This is a genomic window from Azoarcus sp. DN11 (assembly GCF_003628555.1).
In the GTDB taxonomy this organism is placed as follows: domain Bacteria; phylum Pseudomonadota; class Gammaproteobacteria; order Burkholderiales; family Rhodocyclaceae; genus Aromatoleum.
This window is the reverse complement of sequence record NZ_CP021731.1, coordinates 890,373-913,257: the sequence shown is the minus strand read 5'-3', so window position 1 is coordinate 913,257 and position 22,885 is coordinate 890,373. Positions and strand designations below refer to the sequence as shown.

General features: G+C 69.1%; 24 protein-coding genes and 1 tRNA gene. 15 read left to right on the top strand and 10 right to left on the bottom strand.

Annotated features, from left to right (window positions below):
* Positions 1 to 30: 30 nt before the first annotated feature.
* The 5 genes from CDA09_RS04085 to CDA09_RS04065 are packed head-to-tail and all read left to right on the top strand — an operon-like array spanning position 31 to position 4,105.
* Positions 31 to 1,407: a M16 family metallopeptidase gene (locus tag CDA09_RS04085; protein ID WP_121430726.1), complete on the top strand. Its 1,377-nt coding sequence runs from the start codon at positions 31 to 33 to the stop codon at positions 1,405 to 1,407.
* Position 1,408: 1 nt separating this feature from the next.
* Entirely contained in the window at positions 1,409 to 2,812 is a 1,404-nt protein-coding gene (locus CDA09_RS04080; RefSeq protein ID WP_121427449.1) for a M16 family metallopeptidase, read from the top strand.
* Positions 2,809 to 3,348, top strand: a complete 540-nt coding sequence (rsmD, locus tag CDA09_RS04075; protein ID WP_121427448.1) for a 16S rRNA (guanine(966)-N(2))-methyltransferase RsmD — start codon at positions 2,809 to 2,811, stop codon at positions 3,346 to 3,348. Before CDA09_RS04080 ends, rsmD begins: the two co-directional genes overlap by 4 nt.
* Positions 3,345 to 3,833, top strand: coding sequence for a pantetheine-phosphate adenylyltransferase (gene coaD / locus CDA09_RS04070; protein WP_121427447.1), 489 nt, complete (start codon positions 3,345 to 3,347; stop codon positions 3,831 to 3,833). Before rsmD ends, coaD begins: the two co-directional genes overlap by 4 nt.
* A gap of 17 nt (positions 3,834 to 3,850) precedes the next feature.
* On the top strand, positions 3,851 to 4,105 hold the full coding sequence (locus CDA09_RS04065; RefSeq protein ID WP_121427446.1) for a YfhL family 4Fe-4S dicluster ferredoxin: 255 nt from the start codon (positions 3,851 to 3,853) through the stop codon (positions 4,103 to 4,105).
* 94 nt (positions 4,106 to 4,199) lie between these two features.
* Here CDA09_RS04065 and CDA09_RS04060 read toward each other — a convergent pair whose 3' ends face one another.
* Together CDA09_RS04060 and mutM are read right to left on the bottom strand one after the other, a co-directional pair.
* Positions 4,200 to 6,170 carry a dynamin family protein gene (locus tag CDA09_RS04060; RefSeq protein WP_121427445.1) on the bottom strand — a complete coding sequence of 657 codons (1,971 nt, stop codon included), beginning with the start codon at positions 6,168 to 6,170 and terminating at the stop codon, positions 4,200 to 4,202.
* Positions 6,171 to 6,341: 171 nt separating this feature from the next.
* The gene (mutM, locus tag CDA09_RS04055; RefSeq protein ID WP_121427444.1) at positions 6,342 to 7,157 is read right to left on the bottom strand and encodes a bifunctional DNA-formamidopyrimidine glycosylase/DNA-(apurinic or apyrimidinic site) lyase; all 816 of its coding nucleotides are present in this window, start codon (positions 7,155 to 7,157) and stop codon (positions 6,342 to 6,344) included.
* A gap of 214 nt (positions 7,158 to 7,371) precedes the next feature.
* Here mutM and CDA09_RS04050 point away from each other — a divergent pair, with 214 nt between their 5' ends.
* From CDA09_RS04050 to ychF, 8 genes are all read left to right on the top strand, one after another.
* A complete protein-coding gene (locus tag CDA09_RS04050; protein ID WP_121427443.1) occupies positions 7,372 to 9,087 on the top strand; it encodes a tetratricopeptide repeat protein in 1,716 nt (571 codons plus the stop codon).
* Positions 9,084 to 9,674, top strand: coding sequence for an outer membrane lipoprotein LolB (locus tag CDA09_RS04045; protein ID WP_121427442.1), 591 nt, complete (start codon positions 9,084 to 9,086; stop codon positions 9,672 to 9,674). Before CDA09_RS04050 ends, CDA09_RS04045 begins: the two co-directional genes overlap by 4 nt.
* Complete coding sequence (ispE, locus tag CDA09_RS04040) at positions 9,656 to 10,510, top strand: 4-(cytidine 5'-diphospho)-2-C-methyl-D-erythritol kinase (RefSeq protein WP_121427441.1); 855 nt, start codon at positions 9,656 to 9,658, stop codon at positions 10,508 to 10,510. Before CDA09_RS04045 ends, ispE begins: the two co-directional genes overlap by 19 nt.
* 20 nt (positions 10,511 to 10,530) lie before the next feature.
* Positions 10,531 to 10,607: transfer RNA gene (locus tag CDA09_RS04035), tRNA-Gln, on the top strand.
* Positions 10,608 to 10,681: 74 nt separating this feature from the next.
* Positions 10,682 to 11,632: a ribose-phosphate pyrophosphokinase gene (locus CDA09_RS04030; protein WP_121427440.1), complete on the top strand. Its 951-nt coding sequence runs from the start codon at positions 10,682 to 10,684 to the stop codon at positions 11,630 to 11,632.
* A gap of 77 nt (positions 11,633 to 11,709) precedes the next feature.
* Positions 11,710 to 12,318, top strand: coding sequence for a 50S ribosomal protein L25/general stress protein Ctc (locus tag CDA09_RS04025; RefSeq protein WP_121427439.1), 609 nt, complete (start codon positions 11,710 to 11,712; stop codon positions 12,316 to 12,318).
* Between the two features lie 48 nt (positions 12,319 to 12,366).
* Entirely contained in the window at positions 12,367 to 12,969 is a 603-nt protein-coding gene (gene pth / locus CDA09_RS04020; RefSeq protein ID WP_121427438.1) for an aminoacyl-tRNA hydrolase, read from the top strand.
* A gap of 14 nt (positions 12,970 to 12,983) precedes the next feature.
* Positions 12,984 to 14,075 carry a redox-regulated ATPase YchF gene (gene ychF, locus CDA09_RS04015; protein WP_121427437.1) on the top strand — a complete coding sequence of 364 codons (1,092 nt, stop codon included), beginning with the start codon at positions 12,984 to 12,986 and terminating at the stop codon, positions 14,073 to 14,075.
* 60 nt (positions 14,076 to 14,135) lie between these two features.
* Here the strand turns inward: ychF and CDA09_RS04010 are convergent, their stop codons facing one another.
* The 4 genes from CDA09_RS04010 to CDA09_RS03995 form a co-directional block, all read right to left on the bottom strand.
* A complete protein-coding gene (locus tag CDA09_RS04010) occupies positions 14,136 to 14,780 on the bottom strand; it encodes an RluA family pseudouridine synthase (protein WP_121427436.1) in 645 nt (214 codons plus the stop codon).
* Between the two features lie 64 nt (positions 14,781 to 14,844).
* Positions 14,845 to 15,270 carry a GtrA family protein gene (locus CDA09_RS04005; RefSeq protein WP_121427435.1) on the bottom strand — a complete coding sequence of 142 codons (426 nt, stop codon included), beginning with the start codon at positions 15,268 to 15,270 and terminating at the stop codon, positions 14,845 to 14,847.
* Positions 15,267 to 16,913, bottom strand: coding sequence for a glycosyltransferase family 39 protein (locus CDA09_RS04000; RefSeq protein WP_174718409.1), 1,647 nt, complete (start codon positions 16,911 to 16,913; stop codon positions 15,267 to 15,269). The genes CDA09_RS04005 and CDA09_RS04000 overlap by 4 nt, the downstream gene beginning before the upstream one ends.
* Entirely contained in the window at positions 16,910 to 17,908 is a 999-nt protein-coding gene (locus CDA09_RS03995; RefSeq protein ID WP_286164373.1) for a glycosyltransferase family 2 protein, read from the bottom strand. The genes CDA09_RS04000 and CDA09_RS03995 overlap by 4 nt, the downstream gene beginning before the upstream one ends.
* 99 nt (positions 17,909 to 18,007) lie before the next feature.
* Between CDA09_RS03995 and CDA09_RS03990 the strand changes: the two genes are divergently transcribed.
* Positions 18,008 to 18,898 (top strand): ChbG/HpnK family deacetylase, encoded by an 891-nt coding sequence (locus tag CDA09_RS03990; protein ID WP_121427434.1) that lies wholly within the window; start codon positions 18,008 to 18,010, stop codon positions 18,896 to 18,898.
* Positions 18,899 to 18,914: 16 nt separating this feature from the next.
* The gene (gene gluQRS, locus CDA09_RS03985; RefSeq protein WP_121427433.1) at positions 18,915 to 19,841 is read left to right on the top strand and encodes a tRNA glutamyl-Q(34) synthetase GluQRS; all 927 of its coding nucleotides are present in this window, start codon (positions 18,915 to 18,917) and stop codon (positions 19,839 to 19,841) included.
* 17 nt (positions 19,842 to 19,858) lie between these two features.
* On the opposite strand, the gene CDA09_RS03980 is transcribed toward gluQRS, so the two are convergent.
* The 4 genes from CDA09_RS03980 to CDA09_RS03965 form a co-directional block, all read right to left on the bottom strand.
* Positions 19,859 to 20,569, bottom strand: coding sequence for an SDR family oxidoreductase (locus tag CDA09_RS03980; protein ID WP_121427432.1), 711 nt, complete (start codon positions 20,567 to 20,569; stop codon positions 19,859 to 19,861).
* Positions 20,570 to 20,632: 63 nt separating this feature from the next.
* The gene (locus tag CDA09_RS03975) at positions 20,633 to 20,866 is read right to left on the bottom strand and encodes a DUF2789 domain-containing protein (RefSeq protein ID WP_121427431.1); all 234 of its coding nucleotides are present in this window, start codon (positions 20,864 to 20,866) and stop codon (positions 20,633 to 20,635) included.
* 96 nt (positions 20,867 to 20,962) lie between these two features.
* Positions 20,963 to 22,120 carry a cardiolipin synthase ClsB gene (gene clsB, locus CDA09_RS03970; RefSeq protein ID WP_121427430.1) on the bottom strand — a complete coding sequence of 386 codons (1,158 nt, stop codon included), beginning with the start codon at positions 22,118 to 22,120 and terminating at the stop codon, positions 20,963 to 20,965.
* On the bottom strand, positions 22,117 to 22,866 hold the full coding sequence (locus tag CDA09_RS03965) for an endonuclease/exonuclease/phosphatase family protein (protein ID WP_121427429.1): 750 nt from the start codon (positions 22,864 to 22,866) through the stop codon (positions 22,117 to 22,119). Before CDA09_RS03965 ends, clsB begins: the two co-directional genes overlap by 4 nt.
* Between the last annotated feature and the right edge of the window lie 19 nt (positions 22,867 to 22,885).

Genomic DNA, 22,885 nt, shown 5'->3' with positions numbered 1-22,885 from the left:
CGAGAATTCTACCAGATGCAGGACATGTCCATGTTTCGCCAGACCTTTCCACGCGCCGCACTGCTGGCCGCCGCACTCACCGTCGCGGCCGGCCCGCTGTATGCCAATCCGTTCGAGACCACGCTTGCGAACGGCATGAAGATCATCGTCAAGGAAGACCGCCGCGCCCCGTCCGTCGTCCACATGGTGTGGTACGGCGTCGGCTCGATGGACGAGCCCGCGGGCGTGTCCGGCATCGCCCACATGCTCGAGCACATGATGTTCAAGGGCACCGACAAGGTCGGCCCGGGCGAATTCAACAAGCGCGTCGCCGCGATCGGCGGCCGCGACAACGCCTTCACGTCGCAGGATTACACGGCCTACTTCCAGCAGATCCCGTCGGCGCGCCTCGCCGACGTGATGCAGCTCGAAGCCGACCGCATGAGCAACCTCAAGATCACCGACGCCAACTTCAAGCCGGAACTCGCGGTCGTGAAGGAAGAGCGCCGCCTGCGCACCGACGACCAGCCGCGCTCGCTGGTCAGCGAGCAGCTCATGGCCACCGCCTTCCAGGCCAGCCCCTACGGCCGCCCGGTCATCGGCTGGATGACCGATCTCGACACGATGACCTCGGAAGACGCGCGCAAGTGGCACCGGACCTGGTACACGCCGAGCAACGCGCGCCTGGTCGTCGTCGGCGACGTCGATCACAAGGCCGTGTTCGAGATGGCGCGCAAGTACTACGGCCCGATCAAATCGCACGCGTTGCCCGTGCGGCGCATCACCCCGGAACCCGAACAGCTCGGGCCGCGCGAAACCGTCGTCAAGGCGCCGGCAGAGCTGCCCTACATCGCGCTCGCCTGGCGCGCGCCGACGCTGCACGACCCCAACGACGACCGCGACGTGCACGCGCTGAAGGTGCTCGCGGCGATCCTCGACGGCTACGAAGGCGCCCGCCTGCCGCGCCGTCTGGTGCGCGAGAGCAAGGTCGCCGTGTCGGCCAGCGCCGGCTACGACGGCACCGGCCGCGGTCCGCAGCTCTTCATCCTCGACGGCTCGCCTGCCGCCGGCAAGACCGTCGCCGACGTCGAGGCCGCGCTGCGCGCCGAGATCGAACGCATCCAGAAGGAAGGCGTCGCCGAGGACGAACTGCGCCGGGTCAAGACGCAGACCGTCGCCGGCCAGGTGTACAAGCGCGACTCGCTGATGGGGCAGGCGATGGAGATCGGCTTCCTCGAATCCAGCGGCCTGTCCTGGCGCGACGAGGACAAGCTCCTCGAAGGCATCCGCAAGGTCACTGCCGAGGACGTGCAGGCCGTCGCCCGCAAGTACTTCACCGACAACAACCTCACCCGCGCCCGCCTCGATCCGCTGCCGCTGCCCGCCGACGCGAAGCCGCGCGCAGCCACCCACGGAGCGAAGCACTGACATGCAGACGAAGCCCATGACCGCATTGCGCATCCTCCGCCCCGACTTCCGCCCCTTCCGGGCCCTGCTCGCCCTCGCCGCCGCGATGATTCCGCTCGCGAGCCTTCCGGCCGCGGCGGTCGGCCCCGACATCAAGCACTGGGATGCCGCGACCGGCGCGCGCGTGTATTTCGTCGAGAGCCACGCCCTGCCGCTCGTCGACATCCAGGTCTCCTTCCCCGCCGGCAGCGCCTATGAGCCGGAAGGCGGCAGCGGCATCGCGGGCCTCACGCGCGGCCTGCTCGACGCCGGCACCGAGGGCCTCGACGAACAGCAGATCGCCGAGCGCATCGCCGACACCGGCGCTCGCATCGGCGGCGGTGCAGATACCGACATGGCGACGCTGTCGGTGCGCACCCTGTCGAGCGCGACCGAGCGCGACGCCGCGATCGCGCTGGCAGCCCGCCTGCTCGCGAAGCCGACCTTCCCCGCCGACGTCCTCGAACGCGAGCGCGCCCGCGCCATCGCCGGCCTGAAGGAATCGCTCACCCAGCCCGACACCCTCGCGTCGCGCCGCTTCATGGCGATGATCTACGGCAACCACCCCTACGGCCGCTCCACGACCGTCGAGTCGCTGCAGTCGATCACGCGCGAACAGCTGCAGGCCTTCCACCGCACGCACTACACGGCCGGCAGCGCGGCCGTGACCATCGTCGGCGACGTGAGCCGCGACGAGGCCGACGCGATCGCGCGCCAGCTCACCGAGGGCCTCCCCACGGGCGCGGCACCGGCCCCGATCGCCGCGCCGCAACTACCCGCGCGCGGCACCGAGCACATCGCCCACCCGTCGGCGCAGGCCCACATCCTGATGGGCATGCCCGGCATGAGCCGCGACGACCCCGACTACTTCCCGCTGCTCGTCGGCAACTACGTGCTCGGCGGCGGCGGCTTCGTGTCGCGCCTGATGAAGGAAGTGCGCGAGAAGCGCGGCTTCGCCTACAGCGTGTCGAGCTACTTCATGCCGCTGCGCGTCGCCGGCCCGTTCGAGATCGGCCTGCAGACGCGCGGCAACCAGGCCGACGACGCGCTGAAGGTGGCCACCGACGTGCTGGAGGACTTCATCGCCAAAGGGCCGACCCCGGCCGAACTGAAGGCCGCGCGCGACAACCTCGTCAACGGATTCGGCCTGCGCCTCGACTCCAACCGCAAGATCCTCGACTACGTCGGCATGATCGCGTTCTACCAGCTGCCGCTCGACTGGCTCGAGACCTACCCGAAGAAGGTCGCCGCGGTCACGGTCGAATCCGTGCGTGACGCCTTCGCGCGCCGCGTGAAGCCCGCCAACCTCGTCACCGTGGTCGCCGGCGGCGACGGCGACACGGCGGCTAACGGCGGCGGCGCGAAGAAGGCGGGCCGCGGGAATTGAGCCGGGTCCGCATCGTCGGCGGCGAGTGGCGCTCGCGCCTGATCGACGTGGCGAGCGTCCCCGGCCTGCGCCCGACGCCCGACCGCGTGCGCGAGACGCTCTTCAACTGGCTCGGGCAGGATCTCGACGGCCTGAGCTGCCTCGACCTCTTCGGCGGCTCCGGCATCATCGGCTTCGAAGCCGCCTCGCGCGGCGCGGAGCGCGTCGTGATCGTCGAGTCGGACCCCCGTGCCTTCGCGGCGCTGCGCCGGGCCGCGGAGAGCCTGCAAGCATCGCGGGTGGAGCTCGTGCGCGGCGATGCGCTAGAATTCGCGCGAACCACCTCCGACAGGTTCGACGTGGTGTTCCTCGACCCGCCCTACAACAAGGGCTGGATCGAGCGGCTGGAGCCCTGGCTCGGCCGGGTACTGAAGCCGGACGGCTGGATTTACGCCGAATCTGAAACAGCAGTGGCAGAACTGGCAGGATTGAGCACGGTCAAGGCCGGCCGCGCCGGCCAGGTGCATTTTCATCTTCTGCATGGGAGGCAGGAATGAAGGAAGAGGTGGCGATCTATCCGGGGACCTTCGACCCGTTCACACGCGGGCACGAGGACCTCGTGCGGCGCGCGTCGCTGCTGTTCAACAGGGTGGTCGTCGCCGTCGCCGAGAGCCGCGGCAAGGGTCCGATCTTCACGCTGGCCGAGCGCGTGGAAATCGCCCGCGACATCGTGGCACCGTTCGGCAACGTGACCGTCATCGGCTTCGACGGCCTGCTGATGGATTTCCTGCGCGCCCAGAATGCGCGCCTGATCCTGCGCGGCCTGCGGGCCGTGTCGGACTTCGAGTACGAATTCCAGATGGCCGGAATGAACCGCAAGCTCTTTCCCGACGTCGAAACAGTGTTCCTGACGCCGGCGGAGGAGTACATGTTCATCTCGGCCACGATGGTGCGCGAAATCGCCCGTTTCGGCGGCGATGTGAGCAAGTTTGTGCAGCCCGCGGTCTACCAGCGGTTGCTGCAGAAAGTTTCTGTGAAGTGAAAACGAGGAATTGAAAGATGGCACTGATGATTACGGACGAATGCATCAATTGCGATGTGTGCGAGCCGGAATGTCCCAATGGCGCGATCTCCCAGGGTGACGAGATCTATCAGATCGACCCGAACAAGTGCACCGAGTGCGTCGGCCATTTCGACGAACCGCAGTGCCAGCAGGTGTGCCCGGTCGACTGTATCCCGATGAACCCGGATGTCGTCGAAACCAAGGAACAGCTGATGCAGAAGTTCGTTCGCCTGACCGCCGCGAAGGCCTGAACACCCCGGCCGGCGCCGGAGGATTCACGAAAAAGCGGACCGCAAGGGTCCGCTTTTTCGTTCACGCCGGCAGGCGATGCGCCGCGCAGTCCCCTCAGGCCGCGCACCCCTCGGGCACGGCAGCGGGTGCGCCTGCCGCTTCGGCCGCCCCCCCCAGCGCCGAACGGATGCCTTCGGTGATGTCCTTCAGCTCCCCCAGCTGCCGCAGCATCGCCGCCTCGGCCTGCTCCAGCTCCGCGACGCGCTCCTCCAGCGTGTCGGTCGCCTGGTGGATGCGCTTGACGCTTTCCAGGCGGCGCTTCAGCTGCAGCTGATATTCGCGCACCTGCGTCTCCAGCGGCGACATCACCGCACGCAGCCACTGCTCGACGTCGCGGTTGGCACCCTCGAAGGTCCGCCGCGCCTCGACCGCCACGGTCTCGAAGAACTTCTGCGTCAGCGTGTGCTTCTCGGTCGTCACCAGCGTCAGCGCGGAATTGATCTGGCGGTTGAAGGCCGACTCCAGGCGGTCGAGCTCGCGCTCGTAGCGCAGCGTCGAAAACGACTCGGGGGTGGCGAGCTTGAGCCCGTGCTCGACGCTGAAGCGCTTGTACATGCTGTCGAGCATGCGCGTGATCTCCGAGATCTCGTCCGACGAGCGCGCCAGGTTGCCGCGCAGCGAAAGGAAGAAGCGCTCCATCGCCTGGCGCAAGCCCTTCGTGAAGGTCGACTCCATCATCGCCTCGCGCGTGCGCCGCGTCTCGTCACGCAGCGCGTCCATGCCCAGATGCGCGAGCAGGTTGTTCGTCAGCGTCGAGAACACGCTGCGCACCGCATAATACTTCTGCAGCCCCTGCTCGAATTCGGTCTTCTCGCTGCGGATCTTGCGCATCATGTACTCGATGACGCTCTGGTTCTTGCCGCGCAGGTCCGTCAGCTCCTGCAGCTGCTCGCGCAGCCCCGACAGCCGCGCCGCCAGCAGCGTGCCGGTCTGCCGGGCCAGATCGTCGACCTCGGTGAGCGTGCTGTCGCGCACGATCTCCTGCTTGGTCGGCAGCAGATCCTCGGCCAGCGCCCGCTCCAGCTCGTCGAGGCGGCTGCGCGCGACGAGCTCCGCGTCCCCCGAAATCCGCCCCACCAGCCCCTTCTGCGCCGACACCGGGAACACCGCCGCCTCGGGAACCTCCAGCGTTTCCGCGACCGAACGCACCTGGCGCGCGATCTCGGCATCGATCTGCGCCCCATCGCGCAGTCCGTCCCACAACCCGTCGATCTTGTTGAGCACGACGAGACGGCCCCTGCGCCGCTGCCCGCCCTGCACGTACTCGCGCCACACCGCCATGTCGCTCTGCGTGACGCCGGTGTCGGCCGCCAGCACGAAGAGCACCGCGTGGGCATTGGGCAGCAGCGACAACGTCAGCTCCGGCTCGGCGCCGATCGCGTTGAGGCCCGGCGTGTCGAGCACGACCAACCCCTGCTCGAGCAGCGGATGCGGAAACTGGATCACCGCGTGACGCCAGCTCGGGATCTCGACCGTGCCGTCGGCGCCCGGCTTCAGCCCCTTCTCGCCGCTCTCGTCGATGTCGAACCCGAGGCGCGACGCCATCTCGGCCGTGACCCGCTCGGTTTCGCCGACGCGCGCGAAGGCCTGCTGCAGGTCCGTGAGCGACTCCGCGTCGAGCCGCAGCACCATCCACTCATCCGGGAACTGCTTGAGTTCGCTCACGCTCGCGTGCGTCGCGCGCGTGCGGATCGGCAGCATGCGGATCTCGGCGCGCGCACCGGGCGTCCATTGCAGTTCGGTCGGGCACATCGTCGTGCGCCCCGCGCTCGACGGCAGCACGCGGTCGCCGTGCCCCGAGAAGAAGATCGCGTTGATCAGCTCCGACTTGCCGCGCGAAAATTCCGCCACGAAAGCGACCGTGAGCTTGTCGTCGCGCAGGCGGTCCAGCACGTACTGCAGCCGCAGGTCGCCCTGCACATCGCCGAGTTCGTTGCGCGACAGCCACTGGCGCAGGCGCCCCACGGCGGTGGCGGCGTCGGCGCGCCACCGGCTGTAGGCGGAGAATTGATCCACGAGGGTCATGAAAGTCTCGCTCGCGCGGGCCCGGGAGAAGCCGCCGCGCACAGTTTTTACATCGCGTCAGCATAGCGCCGAATCCGGCGCCCTCCAATGCGTGAAAACGCCTGCTCGACCGACGGCATACCGGCGCCGACGAACGCGGGCGGACGCGCATTCGGCGCCGCCGTGCCCCGATTACATGCGCTGGCAGCGCGGGCAGAAGAAGGTGGACCGCTGGCCGCACACCACGCGCTGCACCGGGCTTGCGCACACGCGGCACGGCAACCCTTCGCGGCCGTAGACGTAGTAGTCCTGCTGGAAGTAGCCCTTCCTGCCGTCGCCGCCGACGAAGTCGCGCAGCGTGCTGCCGCCCGCGGCGATCGCCGCCAGCAGCGTTTCGCGCACGGCCGCGACCAGGCGCGCGAGGCGCCGCGGGCCGACGCTGCCGGCCGGCGCGAGCGGGTGGATACGCGCGCGGAACAGGCTCTCGGACGCATAGATGTTGCCGACGCCGACGAGGCGATGCCCGTCCATCAGCGCCTGCTTGATCGGCGCCCGCACGCCCTGGAACGCGCGATGCAGCCACGGGCCGGTGAATTCGTCACCGAGCGGCTCGATGCCGAGGCGCGCGAGCAGGGGGTGGGCGAGCGCATCCCCCGGCTGCCACACGATCAGCCCGAAGCGCCGCGGATCGCGCAGGCGCAGCGCGCAGTCGCCGAACAGCAGGTCGACGTGGTCATGCGCCCCCGGCGGCTGGTCGGCCGCGACCACGCGCAGGCTCCCCGACATGCCCAGATGCACGATCACGCTGCCGGCGGGAAAATCGAGCAGCAGGTATTTCGCCCGCCGCCTCACGGCCTGCAGCGGGGCCCCCGTCACGCGCTCGCCAAGGTCGGCGGGCACCGGCACGCGCAAGCGCCCGTTACGCACGCGCACGCCGGTCATGATCCGGCCATCGATCGCCGGGCGGATGCCGCGGCAGGTCGTTTCCACTTCAGGCAATTCAGGCATTCACGACACTCGAAAGGAATGGGGACAGGGCCGGATACCGGGGCGCGCGACCAACGCCCTTGCCCGCGGACGAGGAAACTGCATAACATCCGGCGAACGCATCCGCATCCGGGCCTTCTAAAAGACGACTACCGACGCACCGCGGCAACAGCATACGTCAGACACGACCGCAGGGCCGGTTTGAAGTTCGTGCAATTCCCTCTGGGCCAAGCCAATGAATCGCCTCCTCTCCTTGTTCACCTCCGGTCTGGGACTGGCCGTCGCACTCGCCTTCCCGATCTCTGCACAAGCAACCCCCTCCCCGGAGGAGCCCGCAACCGCGTCACTGCCGGCGCAGGAACTCACGCCACGCACCCTGTACACCTTCCTGCTGGCCGAAATCGCCGGCGCCCGCGGTGAGATCGGCGTCGCCGTCCAGGCCTACGCCGACCTCGCGCAGCGCACGCGCGACCCGCGCATCGCGCGCCGGGCGATGGAAGTCGCGCTGTACGCGCGCAACATGCCGGCCGCGATCGACGCGGCGCGGATCTGGTCCGAAGCCGATCCGTCGTCCGACGAAGCGCGCCGCATCCTCGCCGGGCTCCTCGCCGGCGGCGACGGTCAGCTCGAACAGGTGCAGGCCCAGTTGGCGCGCCTGCTCGCCGAGTCGCCGGAAAACATCGACAACCACCTGATGGGACTGAACCGCGCGTTTTCCCGCGTGCAGGACAAGGAAGCCGTCAAGGGCATCATCATGCGCCTGACGGACCCCTACACGGGCCACCCGGAAGCCTACTTCGCGCGCGCCCAGGCCGCCATTGCCGCCGGCGACGCGATGGAATCGGTCGCATCGATCGACACCGCGCTGCGCATGCGCCCGGACTGGGAACCCGCCGTCCTGTTCAAGGCGCAGCTGCTCTCGCAGTCCGGTGCCATGCAGGAAGCGATGCGGATCGTCACGGATTACCTGCAACGCCACCCCGACAGCCGGAATGCCCGCCTCGCGCACGCTCGCGCGCTGGTGTCCACCCGGCAGTTCGAGGCCGCGCGCCAGGAGTTCCGCCAGCTTCTCGACAGCGCTCCGGACGACCGCGAGCTGATGTACGCGGTCGGCCTGCTGTCGGCCCAGCTCGAAGACTACGACACCGCCGCGACACAGCTCGAACACGCGCTGAATGCCGGCCACCCCGACGAAGACAGCATCCGCTTCAACCTCGGCCAGGTCGCCGAACGGCGCAAGGACAGCGCCACGGCCCTGCGCTGGTACCGCGCGGTCGAACCGGGACCGCAATATCTCGACGCCCAGTTGCGCATCGCATCGATCCTCGCGCGCGACGGCAACGTGGCGGAGGCACGCGAACACCTGCACCGCGTCAGGACCGCCGACGAGGCCGACCGCAAGCGCCTGCTGCTGGCCGAAGCCCAGATCCTGCGCACCGCGGGCAAGGAGGCCGAGGCGTTCGAACTGGTCGACGGTGCCCTGAGCAAGAACGAGGACGACACCGACCTGCTGTACGAATCGTCGATGCTCGCCGAAAGCCTCGGCAAGCTCGAAGTCATGGAAGGGCGGCTGCGCAAGCTGATCGCGCTGCGCCCCGAGTTCGCACACGCCTACAATGCGCTGGGCTACTCCTTCGCCGATCGCGGCGTGCGCCTCGAGGAAGCCGAGGCGCTGATCGTGCGCGCGCTCGAACTGACGCCCGACGACCCCTTCATCCTCGACAGCATGGGCTGGGTGCGCTTCCGCCGCAACGACCCCACCGGCGCCCTCGCCCACCTCGAAAAGGCCTACGGGCTGCGGCAGGATCCCGAGATCGCCGCCCACCTCGGCGAAGTCCTATGGAACCTCAAGCGCCCGGCCGATGCGTCGCGCGTCTGGGACGAGGCGCTGAAGAACAACCCCGACAACGATGCGCTGAAGTCGGTCGTCAAGCGCCTGCGCGGCCAATGAGGCGCACCCTCTCCCGGGCCGCCCGGCAGGCTGCCACGGCGGCGCTCGCGGCGCTGCTCCTCGCCGGCTGCGCAAGCCAGGCGGTGCGCAACCTCACGGCTGCGCACCGCCCCGCGGTCAGCGCCTTCGAACTCGAAGGCCGGCTGTCCGCGAGCGACGGCGAGCGTGCGGCGAATGGCGCCGTGACCTGGTCGCACTCGCCCACCGGCGACGAATGGACCGTCTACAGCCCGCTCGGCCAGATCGTCGGCCAGCTCGTGCGCACGCCGCACGGGGCGATGCTGCTCACCGCGGACGGGCGCACGGAACGGGCCGACAACGCCGACGCGATCCTGCCCCGCCTGCTCGGCGTACCCGCCCCGATCGACGGCCTGCAGCACTGGGTGCAGGCCGCCCCACGCCCCGGCGCGCGCGTGCTGAGCCTCGACGCAGCCGGCCGGCCGGCGCGCATTTCCGACGCCGGCTGGATCATCGACTACATGGAATACGCCGGTCCCGCGGCCGACGCCCCGCCGCGTCGCATCGACGCCGAGTGGGGCCAGGCCCGCATCCGGCTCGTCATCGACCAATGGACACCCCACCGCTGACCCGCCTCGAACACTGCCCCGCACCGGCCAAGCTCAACCTCTTCCTGCACGTCGTCGGCCGCCGCGCCGACGGCTACCACCTGCTGCAGACCGCCTTCCGCATGCTCGACTGGGGCGACAGCCTCAGCTTCGCGCTGCGCGAGGACGGCGCCGTGCGCCGCACGACGGCGGTCACCGGCGTGCCCGAGGAGCAGGATCTCGTCGTGCGCGCCGGCCGGCTCCTGCAGCAGGCGAGCAGCACCCGCCTCGGCGCCGACATCTCGATCGACAAGTGCCTGCCGATGGGCGGCGGCCTGGGCGGCGGCAGCTCGGACGCCGCCACGACGCTGATCGCACTGAACCGCCTGTGGGGCACCGGCCTGAGCCGCGCCGCGCTCGCGCAACTCGGGCTGCGGCTCGGCGCCGACGTCCCCTTCTTCATCTTCGGGCGCGACGCCTTTGCCGAGGGTGTGGGCGAGGAACTGCAGGCACTGCCCCTCCCGCCGGCCTGGTATGTCGTCGTCGCCCCACCCGTGACGGTGCCCACCGCAGAAATATTCCGCGCGCAGGAGTTGACGCGCGATACGGAACCAATCAGAATTACGGACTTCGCAGCAAGTGCCACCCGTAACGATTTGCAAGCGGTTGCATGCAATCTGTATCCCGAGGTCGGTACTGCAATCGAGTGGCTGGCGCAGTTCGCGCCCGCGCGGATGACCGGGTCAGGCGCCTGCGTGTTTGCCGAGGTTGGCGGCGAGATGGAAGCAAGCGATATCGTCGGAAAATGCCCAGCGCCGATGCGGGCATGGAAGGCGAGGAGTCTGGCGAGACATCCGCTGAGCGACTGGCTCGATTGAGCAGGCGAAAAAGGTTTCATTGGGGAGTCGCCAAGTTGGTCAAGGCACCGGATTTTGATTCCGGCATTCGAAGGTTCGAATCCTTCCTCCCCAGCCAACTTACCCGGGCAGGCCTCGCGCCTGCCCGAGTCGTTTTTACCCTGCCATTCTAGCGGCATCGGAGATTCGGACATGGCCTACGGCAGCCTGATGGTCTTCACCGGCAACGCCAACCCCAAGCTCGCGGCGGATGTCGTGCGCAGACTGGGCATTTCCATCGGTTCGGCCACGGTGGGTCGCTTCTCCGACGGCGAGGTCAACGTCGAACTGCTCGAGAACGTGCGCGGCAAGGATATCTTCATCCTCCAGCCGACCTGCTCGCCGACGAACGAGAACCTGATGGAGCTGGTGGTCCTCGTCGATGCCCTCAAGCGCGCATCGGCCGGGCGCATCACCGCCGCCATTCCCTACTTCGGCTACGCCCGCCAGGACCGCCGCCCGCGTTCGGCGCGCGTGCCGATCACCGCGAAGGTCGTCGCCAACATGCTGCAGGCCGTCGGTGTCCAGCGCCTGCTGACGATGGACCTGCACGCCGACCAGATCCAGGGTTTCTTCGATATCCCGGTCGACAACGTCTACGCCGCGCCGGTCCTCCTCGCCGACCTCGACAAGCAGAACTACGACGACCTGCTGGTCGTCTCGCCCGACGTCGGCGGCGTCGTGCGCGCCCGCGCCTTCGCGAAGCGCATGGAATGCGACCTCGCGATCATCGACAAGCGCCGCCCGAAGGCCAACGTCTCCGAGGTGATGAACATCATCGGCGAGGTCAAGGACCGCACCTGCGTGATCATGGACGACATCGTCGACACCGCCGGCACGCTGTGCAAGGCCGCCACCGCGCTCAAGGAGCGCGGTGCCCGCCGCGTGCTCGCGTACTGCACCCACGCGGTGCTGTCGGGCGCCGCGATCTCGCGCATCTCCGATTCCGACCTCGACGAGCTGGTCGTCACCGACACGATCCCGCTGCGCGACGACGCCCGGGCCAGCCCGCGCATCCGCCAGGTCTCGGTCGCCTCGCTGCTCGCCGACACGATGCTGCGCATCAGCAACGAGGAATCGGTCAGCTCGCTGTTCATGGAATGAAATTCGTCCCCGCGCTTGCGGGGACTCAACCCATCCGTCTGGTCGCGGACGGATCGTTACAACCCAGGAGTATCACAATGCAAATCCAGTTCAAGGCCACCAAGCGCGTGGAACAGGGCACGGGTGCGAGCCGCCGCCTGCGTCGCGCCGGCCAGATCCCGGGCATCATCTACGGCTCGGGCGACGCCCAGACCATCGCGCTGGACCACAACGAGCTTTATCACCTGCTGCGCAAGGAAGCCTTCCATGCGTCGATCCTGTCGATCGACCTTGACGGCGTCAAGCAGCCCGTCCTGCTGCGCGACACCCAGTGGCACCCGTTCCGCCAGCAAGTCCTGCACATGGACTTCCAGCGCGTCGACGCGAGCCAGAAGATCCACCTGAAGGTGCCGCTGCACTTCGCCAACGGCGACGCCAGCCCGGCCGTCAAGCTCGGCGGCTGCCTGATCTCGCACACCATCACCGAAGTCGATGTGCAGTGCCTGCCGGGCAACCTGCCGGAGTTCATCCAGGTCGATCTGTCGGGCCTCGGGGCCGGTGAATCGATCCACGTGTCGCAGCTCGCGCTGCCGGCCGGCGTCGAGCTGGTTGCACACGGCGAAGGCGACCCGGTCGTCGCGACTGCCGTCACCGTCAAGGGCGCTGCCGCTGAAGAAGAAAGCGCCGAAGGCGAAGCCGCCGCCTGAGGCTGACGCCTCGGGTCGCAGCGCCGGGATGATGCAGGAACCGATACGATGAGCGCCGCAACTCCGCGTCTCGTCGTCGGCCTCGGCAATCCCGGCGCCGAATACATCGAGACCCGGCACAACGCCGGGTTTTGGTTTTGTGAGCGCCTCGCCGACGCGCTCGGCGTACGCTTCAACCACGAATCCCGCTTCCACGGTCTGGTCGCCAACGCGCGCGACGCCGGCATCTGGCTGCTGATGCCGCAGACCTTCATGAACCGCTCGGGCCAGGCCATCGGCGCCCTCGCGCGCTTCTACCGCATTCCCCCGGCCGAGATCCTCGTCGTGCACGACGAACTCGACATCCCGCCCGGCCAGCTGCGCCTGAAGTTCGGCGGCGGCCTCGGCGGCCACAACGGCCTCAAGGACACCTCGGCGCATCTCGGCACCAACGACTACTGGCGCCTGCGCATCGGCATCGGCCATCCGGGCGACCGCAACGAGGTCGTGAATTTCGTGCTGAAGGCCGCGCGCCGCGAGGAACAGACCCTGATCGACGAAGCCATGGAACGCGCGCTCGCGGCCTGGCCGCTGATCGCCCGCGGCGAGTGGAACACCGCCAGCACCCGAATCAACGCCCGCCCGGCCGCGCCGAAGCCGGCGAAACCCTAGGACGAATCGCGCTCATGAGCCTCAAATGCGGAATCGTCGGCCTGCCCAACGTCGGCAAGTCGACTCTCTTCAACGCCCTCACGAAGGCCGGCATCGAAGCGGCCAACTACCCCTTCTGCACGATCGAGCCCAACGTCGGCATCGTCGAGGTGCCCGATCCGCGCCTCACGGCGCTGTCCGAGATCGTCAAGCCGCAGAAGGTGCAGCCCGCGATCGTCGAGTTCGTCGACATCGCCGGGCTCGTCGCCGGCGCGTCCAAGGGAGAAGGCCTGGGCAACCAGTTCCTCGCCAACATCCGCGAGACCGACGCGATCGTGCACGTCGTGCGCTGCTTCGCCGACGACAACGTCGTGCACGTCTCCGGCACCGTCGATCCGATCCGCGACATCGAAGTCATCGATACCGAGCTCGCGCTCGCCGACATGGCGACCGTCGAGAAGGCCGTGAACCGCTACAAGCGCCCCGCCGCGGCGGGCGACAAGGAAGCGAAGATCCTCGTCGCGGTGCTCGAGAAGTGCCTCGCCCAGCTCAACGAAGCCAAGGCGGTGCGCGCGCTCGACCTCAGCAAGGAAGAATGGGCGAGCCTCAAGCCCTTCTGCCTGATCACCGCGAAGCCCGTGCTGTACGCCGCGAACGTCGCCGAGGACGGCTTCGAGAACAACCCGCACCTGGACGCGGTGCGCGCCCACGCCAAGGCCGAAGGGGCCGAAGTCGTCGCGCTGTGTGCCGCGATCGAAGCCGAGATCGCCGACCTCGACGACGCCGACAAGAAGGACTTCCTCGAGTCGATGGGCCTCGAGGAACCGGGCCTCGACCGCCTGATCCGCGCCGGCTACACGCTGCTGGGCCTGCAGACCTACTTCACCGCGGGCGTGAAGGAAGTGCGCGCCTGGACGATCCACGTCGGCGACACCGCACCGCAGGCGGCGGGCGTCATCCACACCGACTTCGAACGCGGCTTCATCCGCGCGCAGACGATCGCCTACGAGGACTTCATCGCGTACAAGGGCGAAGCCGGCGCGAAGGAAGCGGGCAAGATGCGCGCCGAAGGCAAGGAATACGTGGTCAAGGACGGCGACGTGATGAACTTCCTGTTCAACGTCTAAACGCTCCCCCCGCACGCCGCGAAAGGCCCGGTTCGCCGGGCCTTTCCATTTCCGGCAGTCTCAGAACGGTACGGGGCTCACGAACTTCATCGGGCGCCCGGTCTCGGGATGCGCGAAGGCGAGCATCGCCGCATGCAGGTGCAGCCGAGGGTGCCGTTCGGCGCTTTGAGGCGGGGCGTAGAGCGTGTCGCCGAGGATCGCGTGACCGATCGTCATCATATGCACGCGCAGTTGGTGCGATCGCCCGGTGACCGGTTCGAGTTCGACGCGCGAGACCGCCTCCCCACCGGTGCCGCTGCGCTCGACGACGCGGTAATTCGTCAGCGCGCGCCGGCCGTTCACCGGATCCACCATCTGGCGCGGACGGTTCGGCCAGTCGACGATCAGCGGCAGGTCGACTTCGCCGCCCTGCGACAGCACATGACCATGCACGAGCGCGACGTAGCGCTTGTCGACCTGGCGCTTCTCGAACGCCATGCTCAGGCGGCGATGCATCTCCGCGCCGCGGGCGAGGACGATCAGCCCCGAGGTGTCGAAGTCGAGGCGATGGACGATGCGGGCGTCCGGGTAGGCGCGCTGGATGCGGGCGATCAGGCAGTCCTGCTTGTGTTCGCCGCGCCCGGGCACGGACAGCAGGCCGGCAGGCTTCTCGGCGACGATGATGTAGTCGTCGACGTGGACGATCCGGGGTTCGAGGTGCGGCACGGTATCTGGGGTGTGAGCGAGCGCGTTCAAGGCGCCGGCGACGGGTTATTGCGAGACGGCGATTTTACTGCCCGGTGCGCGTGCCTGCGGGGTGCTTGCGAAAGGTCCACAGCGCGTTGCCGAGGTAATGCCAACCAAGCAGGATCCCTGTCGTGACGACCTGCGCGAGAAGGTAATGCACGCCTGCAAGATCGACGAAGAGATACATCAGCAGCGCGTTCCAGCACAGTCCCATGCCGGCGATCGCGAGGAAGCGCGGCAGCGCCTCGACGTGGGCGCGGTCGGAGCGGAACACGAGCGTGCGGTTCATCGTGTAATTCACGAGCGCACCGAGCAGGAAGCCGGCGACCGAGCCGGCAACCGGGTCGACGCCGACGCCTTCGACCAGCGCGAGGAGCAGCGTGTAGTGGGCAATGGTGCCGACCGCACCGACGGCCGCGAAACGCAGGAAGCGCCCAAGGTGGCCCGACGGTCGGGCGGCTCCGCTCATGGCGTGGGGCGAGGCGCGCGGTCGGCGCCCCTGAGCATGCGGCGGTCGCGCACGACGGCGAGCGCCACCCCCTCGCGTGAGACCTCGGCGACGATGTCGCCCTTCTCGACCTCGTCGCAATTCATCTGCGTCGGCGAAAGGAAGAAATCGGCCGTGCGCCAGTCGCTGGTTACCTCCAGCCCGGGCGCCAGCCAGGCCGAGCCCTGTATCGGCTCGGCACACACGGCGACGGCCCAGGTGCGCCGAGTGCCGCCTTCGGCCGCAACGTACGCGTCGAGAACGCCCGCCGCCTCGCGCAGCGAGTCGCCCCAGTAGTCCAGTTCCCACCGGTCGTCGGCACCGCGCAGCCCGCCGATGAAGCCGTTGTAGGCAACATACTCGTAAGGATGCAGGCGCACGAGCGTGGCCAGATGGGCGACCGCCAGCAGCACGCAGGCCCCGACCGCAACCAGGTGCAGTGCGGGCCGCGGCGCGAGGCGCGTGGCCGTCGCGACGAGCCCTGCGCCGCCAAGCACCGCCAGCGGCGGCAGCAGGAAGGTGAAGTGCCGGATGCCGTTGTAGAGCGGCGGCGCGGCGAGCAGTGTGTAGACGAGCGGGAAGCCGGCAGCCAGCGCCACCGGCAGCCAGCGCAGCGCCTGCAGGCGCGCCGCGGACGAGGCGAACAGGCCCGGCAGCTGGCGCACTCCGCCCAGCACGGCAAGCGCGACTCCGAGCAGGAACAGTTCCGGCAGGCGCACCAGCAGGTAAGTGGCAAGGTAGCGGCCCGGCACGTCACCGTTCTTCATCACCGCGCCATCGAGGATGGTGTACAACTCGAAGGAGAAATGCGAGAAGGTCGTCATCGCCTGCACGAGGTTGCCGCCCGACTGCACCGCCCACGGCCAGAACAGGCCCAGGAGCGCGAAGGCGAGCGCTGCCGCGGGCAGCAGTGCGAGCACGGCGCGGCGCAACACGGCGATCCGCCCGCGCAGGTCGTGCCCATGCAGCCACGACGCCGCAAGCACCGCGACGCCGAGGTAGAACACCGCGAACACGGCGCCGACGCGCAGACCGAAGGCGCAACCGATCGCGACGCCGAGCCCGGCGAGATCCCCCGCCTTCACCGCCGGCAGGCGCATCGTGAAGCGCGTGGTGAAGTACAGCGCCCACACCATCGTCGCCGCGAAGGGCACGTCCTTGGTGTGCGTGAACATCGCGCCGGACCACGCGCCGGTGAGCGCCAGCAGCAGGAGCGCGACCAGCCCGGCAGCCTCACCCCTGAGCAGGCGCGCGAGCAGCCAGGTGCCGGCGAGGCCCAGCAGGCCGAAGCCCGCCGACAGCAGGTGGCGCAGATCCCACACGTTCATCGGCACGATGCGCTCGAGCGACGCCGCGATCAGGTCGAAGAGGCCGCCGTACAGGTAGAGGTTCTTGTACGCGAAGGCGCTGCGGTCGGCGAAACCCGAGGCATAGAAGTTGAGCAGGAGGCGGCCGTAGACGTGCTGCACCTCCTCGTCGTTGCTGATGCCGTGCTGGTCGAACGCGAACAGCACGTAGGCGCCGAGAACGGCGAATACGAGCAGCGCGAGGCGGAAGGCGAGCTGCGGCGACAGCAGGCCGGCGGACGAAACCGGCACATCCGGCGTGAGGGCGGGGGCGTTCACTTGGCGACCTCGTCGAATCCGATGCGTTCGGAGACCAGGTACAGCGGCCGCTGCTTGACCTCGGTGAAGATGCGTCCGACGTACTCGCCGAGCACGCCCAGGCTGATCAGCTGGATGCCCGACAGGAACAGCACGGAGACGATGATCGAGGCGTAGCCGGGGACGTCGATGCCGAAGATCGCGGTGCGCACAACCAGCCAGCCGCCATACAGCACGGACAGCCCGGAGATGACCATGCCGATCATCGACCAGACGCGCAGCGGCAGCGTGCTGAAGGCCGACAGGCCGTCGATCGCGTAGCGCAGCAGGCGCAGCAGCGACCATGCGGAAGCGCCCGCGGCCCGCTCGGCGGGTTCGAAGTCGATCGTTTCCTGGCGGAAGCCGACCCAGCTGGTGATGCCTTTCATGAAGCGGGTGCGCTCGGGCAGGCTGTTGATCGCGTCGACGACCGCACGGTCGAAGAGGCGGAAATCGCCGCCACCTTCTTCCAGCGCGACTTCCGAGACGCGCTTGAAAAGACCGTAGAAGCCGCGCGAAAGTTGGCGCCGCAGCCAGGGATCGGTCTCGCGCGAACGGCGCACCGCCGTGACCATCTTCGCCCCCTTCTGCCAGCAGGCGAGCATCTCGGGGATCAACTCGGGCGGATGCTGCAGGTCGCCGTCGATCAGCACGACGATGTCGCCGCGCGCCGCGCGCAGCCCGGCGGCCATCGCGGCCTCCTTGCCGAAGTTGCGTGCGAAGCGGATCGCGCGGATGGCCGGGTCGATGACCGCCAGCGCGGCGACCTCGTCGAAAGTGGTGTCGCGGCTGCCGTCATCGACGAAGACGAGCTCGTGCCCGGCTACGGGCAGGTCGGCGAGGGCTGCCTTCAGGCGCCGGTGCAGCGCCTCGAGCGAGCCGCTTTCGTTGTACAACGGAATCACGACCGACAGCAGCGGCGGGGAAACGGAAGACGGAGTGGCACGCAAGGCGGCGCTGGTGTTGGACGGAGACACGTTATTCCGGCGAATGATGTGGGCGAAACGGGTAAACCTCGGAGGATAAACGCAAACGGGCTCTGGCGCGTTGACGACGGAGCCGCTATAAGGGGGGCCATGACCGATCAGCCGCTCCCCGAACGCCGCCCGCCCCGTCCGATCATCGTCTGCGCCGACGACTACGGCATCGCGCCGGGGGTCAGCGAGGCGATCGCCGAACTCATCGGTGCCGGCCGCCTGTCGGCGACGAGCTGCATGACCGCGCTGCCCGACTGGAAACGGCGCGCCGGCCTGCTGCGCCTGACCACCGCCCGCCATCCTGCGGACGTGGGCCTGCACCTGACGCTCACGGACCACGTGCCGCTGACCGCCGCCCCCGGCCTCGCGCAGGCCGCACGCCTGCCGCCGATGGGGCGACTGCTGCCACGCGCGCTCGCCCGAACCTTGCCGCGCCAAGCGGTCCGCGACGAGCTGCGTGCCCAGCTCGATGCCTTCGAGGACGCGTGGAACGGCCCGCCCGACTACATCGACGGCCATCAGCACGCGCACGTGCTGCCGGGCATCCGCGAGGAGCTGGTCGCGGAGCTGCTGCGGCGCTACCCGTCGACGCCCGTGTGGGTGCGCGACTGCTGCGAGCCGCTGGCGCGCTGCGTGCGCCGTGGTACGGCGCTGCCGAAGGCGCTGCTGATCTCCTCGCTCGGGCTGGGACTGCGACGCCTGCTGCGCCGCCACGGCCTGCCCGCCAACGACGGGTTCGCCGGCCTGCACGATTTCTCCGGGCGCGTTCCGTTCCGCACGCTGATGCAATCCTTTCTCGCGGGCAGCGGCCCGCGGCCGCTCGTGCACGTGCATCCGGGGCGCGTGGACGACGAGCTGCGCGCGTGCGACGTCCTGACGACGCCCCGCGAGACGGAGCTCGCCTACCTCGCCTCCCCTGCCTTCGCCGACGACCTCGCGGAGGCGGGCTTCCACCCTGCCCGCTTCGCCGACTTCCGCCGCCCCGCGTAGACGGCCGGCGCTTCCCATGCATCCCGCACCGCCACCGTACATCGGCCGCTTCGCCCCGTCCCCGACCGGGCCGCTGCACTTCGGCTCCCTCGTCGCTGCGGTCGGCAGCTACCTCGAAGCGCGCGCCCGCCGGGGCCTGTGGCTGCTACGCATCGAGGACGTCGACGCGCCGCGCAACGTGCCCGGCGCCGCCGACGGCATCATCGCGACGCTGGCGCGCTTCGGCTTCGAGTGGGACGGCGACATCGTCTGGCAGAGCCGCCGCCTCGACGCCTACCGCGCCGCATTCGAGCAGCTGAGGCTCGCCGGGCAGGTCTTTCCCTGCGCCTGCACGCGCCGCGAGATGGCCGACTCGGCGCTCGCGCGCGACGGCTCGCGCATCTACCCGGGCACCTGCCGCAACGGCCTGCCGCCGGGCCGGACGCCGCACGCGTGGCGCGTGCGCGCCGAAGGCACCGTCGTGTTCGACGACCGCGTGCAAGGCTGGCAGGAGGAGGGCCTCGCCCGCGACGTCGGCGACTACGTGGTGCTGCGCGGCGACGGGCAGTTCGCCTACCAGATCGCGGTCGTCGTCGACGATGCGGCCGCCGGCGTGACCGACATCGTGCGCGGCGCCGACCTCCTCGGCTCGACGGGCCGCCAGATCCACCTCCAGCAGCGCCTGCACCTGCCGACGCCCGGCTACGCGCACCTGCCGGTGGTCGTCAATGCAGCAGGCGAAAAGCTCTCCAAGCAGACGCTCGCCGCCCCGATCGACGGGCTGCAGCCCCCCGCGGCGCTCGCCGCGGCCCTCGAATTCCTCGGGCAGCGACCGCCGACGGGGCTGGAGAAGGGATCACCGGCGGAGCTCTGGGCGTGGGCGATCGCGCACTGGGCGCTGGCGTGCGTTCCGCGACGCGGGCAGGCCACCGCCCCCGCGTTGCTCACGACCGCGCAAGAGTAGGCGTCGCCCTCGCAGGCTCACCACGGGATCGGCTGGCAGTCGCGGAAGAAGCCGCCCGTCGGGCCGTAGTCGGGCAGGGTCGCCGCCCACACCACGCATTCGACGCCCTCCTCGGGCAGCCGCGGCGCTTCCGGCCCGCCGAGATCGGTGCGGCACCAGCCCGGACACACCGAATTGACCTTGATCGAAGTCCCCGCGAGCTCGGCCGCGAGGATGCGCGTGAGCGCATTGAGCGCGGTCTTGGACATGCGGTAAGCCGGCGTGCCGGCATCCATTTCCGCCAGCTGCCCCATGCTCGACGCAAGGTTGACGACCCGCCCCGCACGGCTCGCGCGCATCAGCGGCACCAGCGCCTGCGTCAGGCGCAACGTTCCGATCAGGTTCGTCTCCAGCGTCTCGCGCACCTGCTCGAGCGGCAGATCGAGGATGCTCGTCGAATGGCGGTCGATCAGGACGCCGGCGTTGTTGATGAGCACATCGACACGGCCGAAGCGCCCGGCGATCCAGTCGCGCAGCGCGTTCACCGACGCATCGTCGGTGATGTCGAGCGGGTGCGCCTCGACCACGTGCCCGCTGATCCCGAGCTTCGAGCGCAAGGTCGCGAGGTCTTCCGGGTTGCGCGCCGTCGCAATGACGAGGTACCCGTCCATCATCGCGAGCCGGTGCGCGGCCGCGCGCCCCAGCCCGCGGCTCGCGCCGCTGACGACCGAGATGATGCGATTTTCCATGATGACGACTCCCGGCACGGCTCGCCCCCGGATGCAGGGGGCGAGCCGCCGCGGACGACGGTTTCAGGAACGCAGGCGCGCGTTGAGCTGGTCGACGACTTCCGCCCAGTCCGCGTCCTCCATCAGCTCCTCGGCCAGGAAAGCCGCCTGCTGCGGCGTCCAGAACGGCGCCTGCGCCAGCGCGACGGTGCACGGCAGCGGCGCATGCGCCGCAATGAAGCGGTCGATCGCCGAATCGTCCGACGCCAGCCCGAGCTGGGCGAACAGGTTGCTCATCGAGTGGAGCGGCTGTTCCATGGCACACCTCCTTGGTATCGACGCGCCGGCAGACGCATCGCCCCCTGCGCACTTCCTTTGGAACCGCGACAACACCGCGAAGTTCAGCCGCCGTGCTCAGTGCCGTCCGCCATAGCCCGCGATGCCGAGCGCCAGGCGCACGCACTGGTACGCCAGCCAGCTCGCCGCGCGGCCCATGCGCGGCAGCCGTCCCCAATCCTCGCGCCGCAGCTCGCGCGCCCCCGCCGCCCGCGCGCGTTCGAGGCTCTTCCTCAAGCGGCCGGCAAAGCCGGCGTCCTCGATCACGACGTTGGCCTCGCGCGCGAGCAGCAGGCTGAAGGGGTCGATGTTGCTCGACCCCACGGTCGCCCAGCGCTCATCCACGACCGCCACCTTCGCGTGCAGGTAGCTGTGCCGGTATTCGAACAGGCGGATGCCGCGGGCGAGGAAAAAAGGATAGAGCGCGCGCGTCGCGTAATGCAGCATCGGGTGATCCGACACCCCCTGGAGCAGCAGCCGCACTTCCACCCCGCGCGCCGCCGCATCCACCAGCGCCTGGCGAAAACGCCGCCCGGGGAAAAAATACGCGCACACGATCAGCACCTCCCGCCGGGCGGAGTCGATCGCATCAAGGTAAGCCTCCTCGATGTCGCGGCGATGGCGCAGGTTGTCCCGGATCAGGAAGCCCGCCCGCACGCTGCCTGCCGGTTCGGTCCGCGCCGGCGCAATGAGCGGTTGCGGATTCCGCCGGCGCAGCCCCGCCCACGCGACCAGGCGCCAGAGGTGATGCATCGAGTGCAGGATCGGTTCGACCAGCGGTCCCTCGACGCGCACCGCATAGTCGTAGCGGGGATTGGGTGGGCCGTCGTGCGTCAGGTCGTCGATGATGTTGATGCCGCCGACGAAAGCCACGCGCCCGTCGACGACCGCGAGCTTGCGGTGCATGCGGCGCAGGCGGCGACGGCGCAGCGCGAAGTTCTCCAGCTCGCGCCGATAGATCAGCACGCCGACGCCGTCGGCCAGCAGGCCCGGCATCAGCGCGCGCACGAAGCTGCGCCCGCCGAATCCGTCCACCAGCACCCGCACGGCAACCCCGCGCGCGGCCGCGCGGCTCAGCGCGGCGGCGATCGTCCGGCCGACGCCGTCGTTCTCGAAGATGTAGGTCTCGAGGAAAATCTCCCGCTCGGCCGCCTCGATCGCCTCTCGCAGGGCGGGAAAATAGTCGGCGCCGTTTTCCAGCAGGGTGACTGCATTGCCGCCGACGAAGGCGCTCACCCGGCGGGCTCCAGTTCCGCGGTCAGGGCTGCGTGATCGGAGATCCGCGACCACGGCAAGCCGGAATGGACCACGGCATGGCTGACGGAGAAACCCCGCACGTAGATGCGATCGAGCCGGAACACCGGCATCCTGCTCGGGAAACTGCGCGGCGGACGACCACGCCCGGCGTCGAACGCGTCGCGCACGCGCAGCCGCTCGACCAGCAAGTCCTGCGCCCGGTTGCGCCAGTCGTTGAAGTCCCCCGCGATGATCAGGGGTGCGCCGCCCGGCGCCAGGCGCTCCATGCGCACGGCCATGGCCTCCATCTGCCGCCGCCGGCTGCCCGCGAACAGCCCGAGGTGGGCGCACACGCAATGCACCGGCACTTCGACCCCGGGCACCTGCACCTCGCAGTGCAGCAGCCCGCGACGCTCGAAGCGGTGGTCGGAGACATCCTGGTTGTTCGCGGAGACGATGGGAAAACGGCTCAGGATCGCATTGCCGTGATGGCCGTGGTCATACACGGCGTTCCCGCCATAGGCCGTCTGACCCCACACGTCCTCGGCAAGGAACTCGTGCTGCGGCGGCTCGGGCCAGTTCGGATGGCGGCTGGCATGCCCGACGTGCAGGCCCTGGACCTCCTGCAGGAAGACCAGATCGACATCCAGGCTGCGCAGGCGATCGCGCAGTTCGTGGATCACCATGCGGCGATTGAACTGCGAGAACCCCTTGTGGATGTTGTAGGTGCAGATGCGCAGCTTCATGCTCCCGCCTCCGCACCGT

Bases quoted from the DNA above. Each gene is read 5' to 3' on its own strand.
- CDA09_RS04085 (WP_121430726.1), top strand. From the start codon at position 31: ATGTTTCGCCAGACCTTTCCACGCGCCGCACTGCTGGCCGCCGCACTC.
- CDA09_RS04080 (WP_121427449.1), top strand. From the start codon at position 1,409: ATGCAGACGAAGCCCATGACCGCATTGCGCATCCTCCGCCCCGACTTC.
- coaD (WP_121427447.1), top strand. From the start codon at position 3,345: ATGAAGGAAGAGGTGGCGATCTATCCGGGGACCTTCGACCCGTTCACA.
- CDA09_RS04065 (WP_121427446.1), top strand. From the start codon at position 3,851: ATGGCACTGATGATTACGGACGAATGCATCAATTGCGATGTGTGCGAG.
- CDA09_RS04060 (WP_121427445.1), bottom strand. From the start codon at position 6,170: ATGACCCTCGTGGATCAATTCTCCGCCTACAGCCGGTGGCGCGCCGAC.
- mutM (WP_121427444.1), bottom strand. From the start codon at position 7,157: ATGCCTGAATTGCCTGAAGTGGAAACGACCTGCCGCGGCATCCGCCCG.
- CDA09_RS04050 (WP_121427443.1), top strand. From the start codon at position 7,372: ATGAATCGCCTCCTCTCCTTGTTCACCTCCGGTCTGGGACTGGCCGTC.
- CDA09_RS04045 (WP_121427442.1), top strand. From the start codon at position 9,084: ATGAGGCGCACCCTCTCCCGGGCCGCCCGGCAGGCTGCCACGGCGGCG.
- ispE (WP_121427441.1), top strand. From the start codon at position 9,656: ATGGACACCCCACCGCTGACCCGCCTCGAACACTGCCCCGCACCGGCC.
- CDA09_RS04030 (WP_121427440.1), top strand. From the start codon at position 10,682: ATGGCCTACGGCAGCCTGATGGTCTTCACCGGCAACGCCAACCCCAAG.
- CDA09_RS04025 (WP_121427439.1), top strand. From the start codon at position 11,710: ATGCAAATCCAGTTCAAGGCCACCAAGCGCGTGGAACAGGGCACGGGT.
- pth (WP_121427438.1), top strand. From the start codon at position 12,367: ATGAGCGCCGCAACTCCGCGTCTCGTCGTCGGCCTCGGCAATCCCGGC.
- ychF (WP_121427437.1), top strand. From the start codon at position 12,984: ATGAGCCTCAAATGCGGAATCGTCGGCCTGCCCAACGTCGGCAAGTCG.
- CDA09_RS04005 (WP_121427435.1), bottom strand. From the start codon at position 15,270: ATGAGCGGAGCCGCCCGACCGTCGGGCCACCTTGGGCGCTTCCTGCGT.
- CDA09_RS03990 (WP_121427434.1), top strand. From the start codon at position 18,008: ATGACCGATCAGCCGCTCCCCGAACGCCGCCCGCCCCGTCCGATCATC.
- gluQRS (WP_121427433.1), top strand. From the start codon at position 18,915: ATGCATCCCGCACCGCCACCGTACATCGGCCGCTTCGCCCCGTCCCCG.
- CDA09_RS03980 (WP_121427432.1), bottom strand. From the start codon at position 20,569: ATGGAAAATCGCATCATCTCGGTCGTCAGCGGCGCGAGCCGCGGGCTG.
- CDA09_RS03975 (WP_121427431.1), bottom strand. From the start codon at position 20,866: ATGGAACAGCCGCTCCACTCGATGAGCAACCTGTTCGCCCAGCTCGGG.
- CDA09_RS03965 (WP_121427429.1), bottom strand. From the start codon at position 22,866: ATGAAGCTGCGCATCTGCACCTACAACATCCACAAGGGGTTCTCGCAG.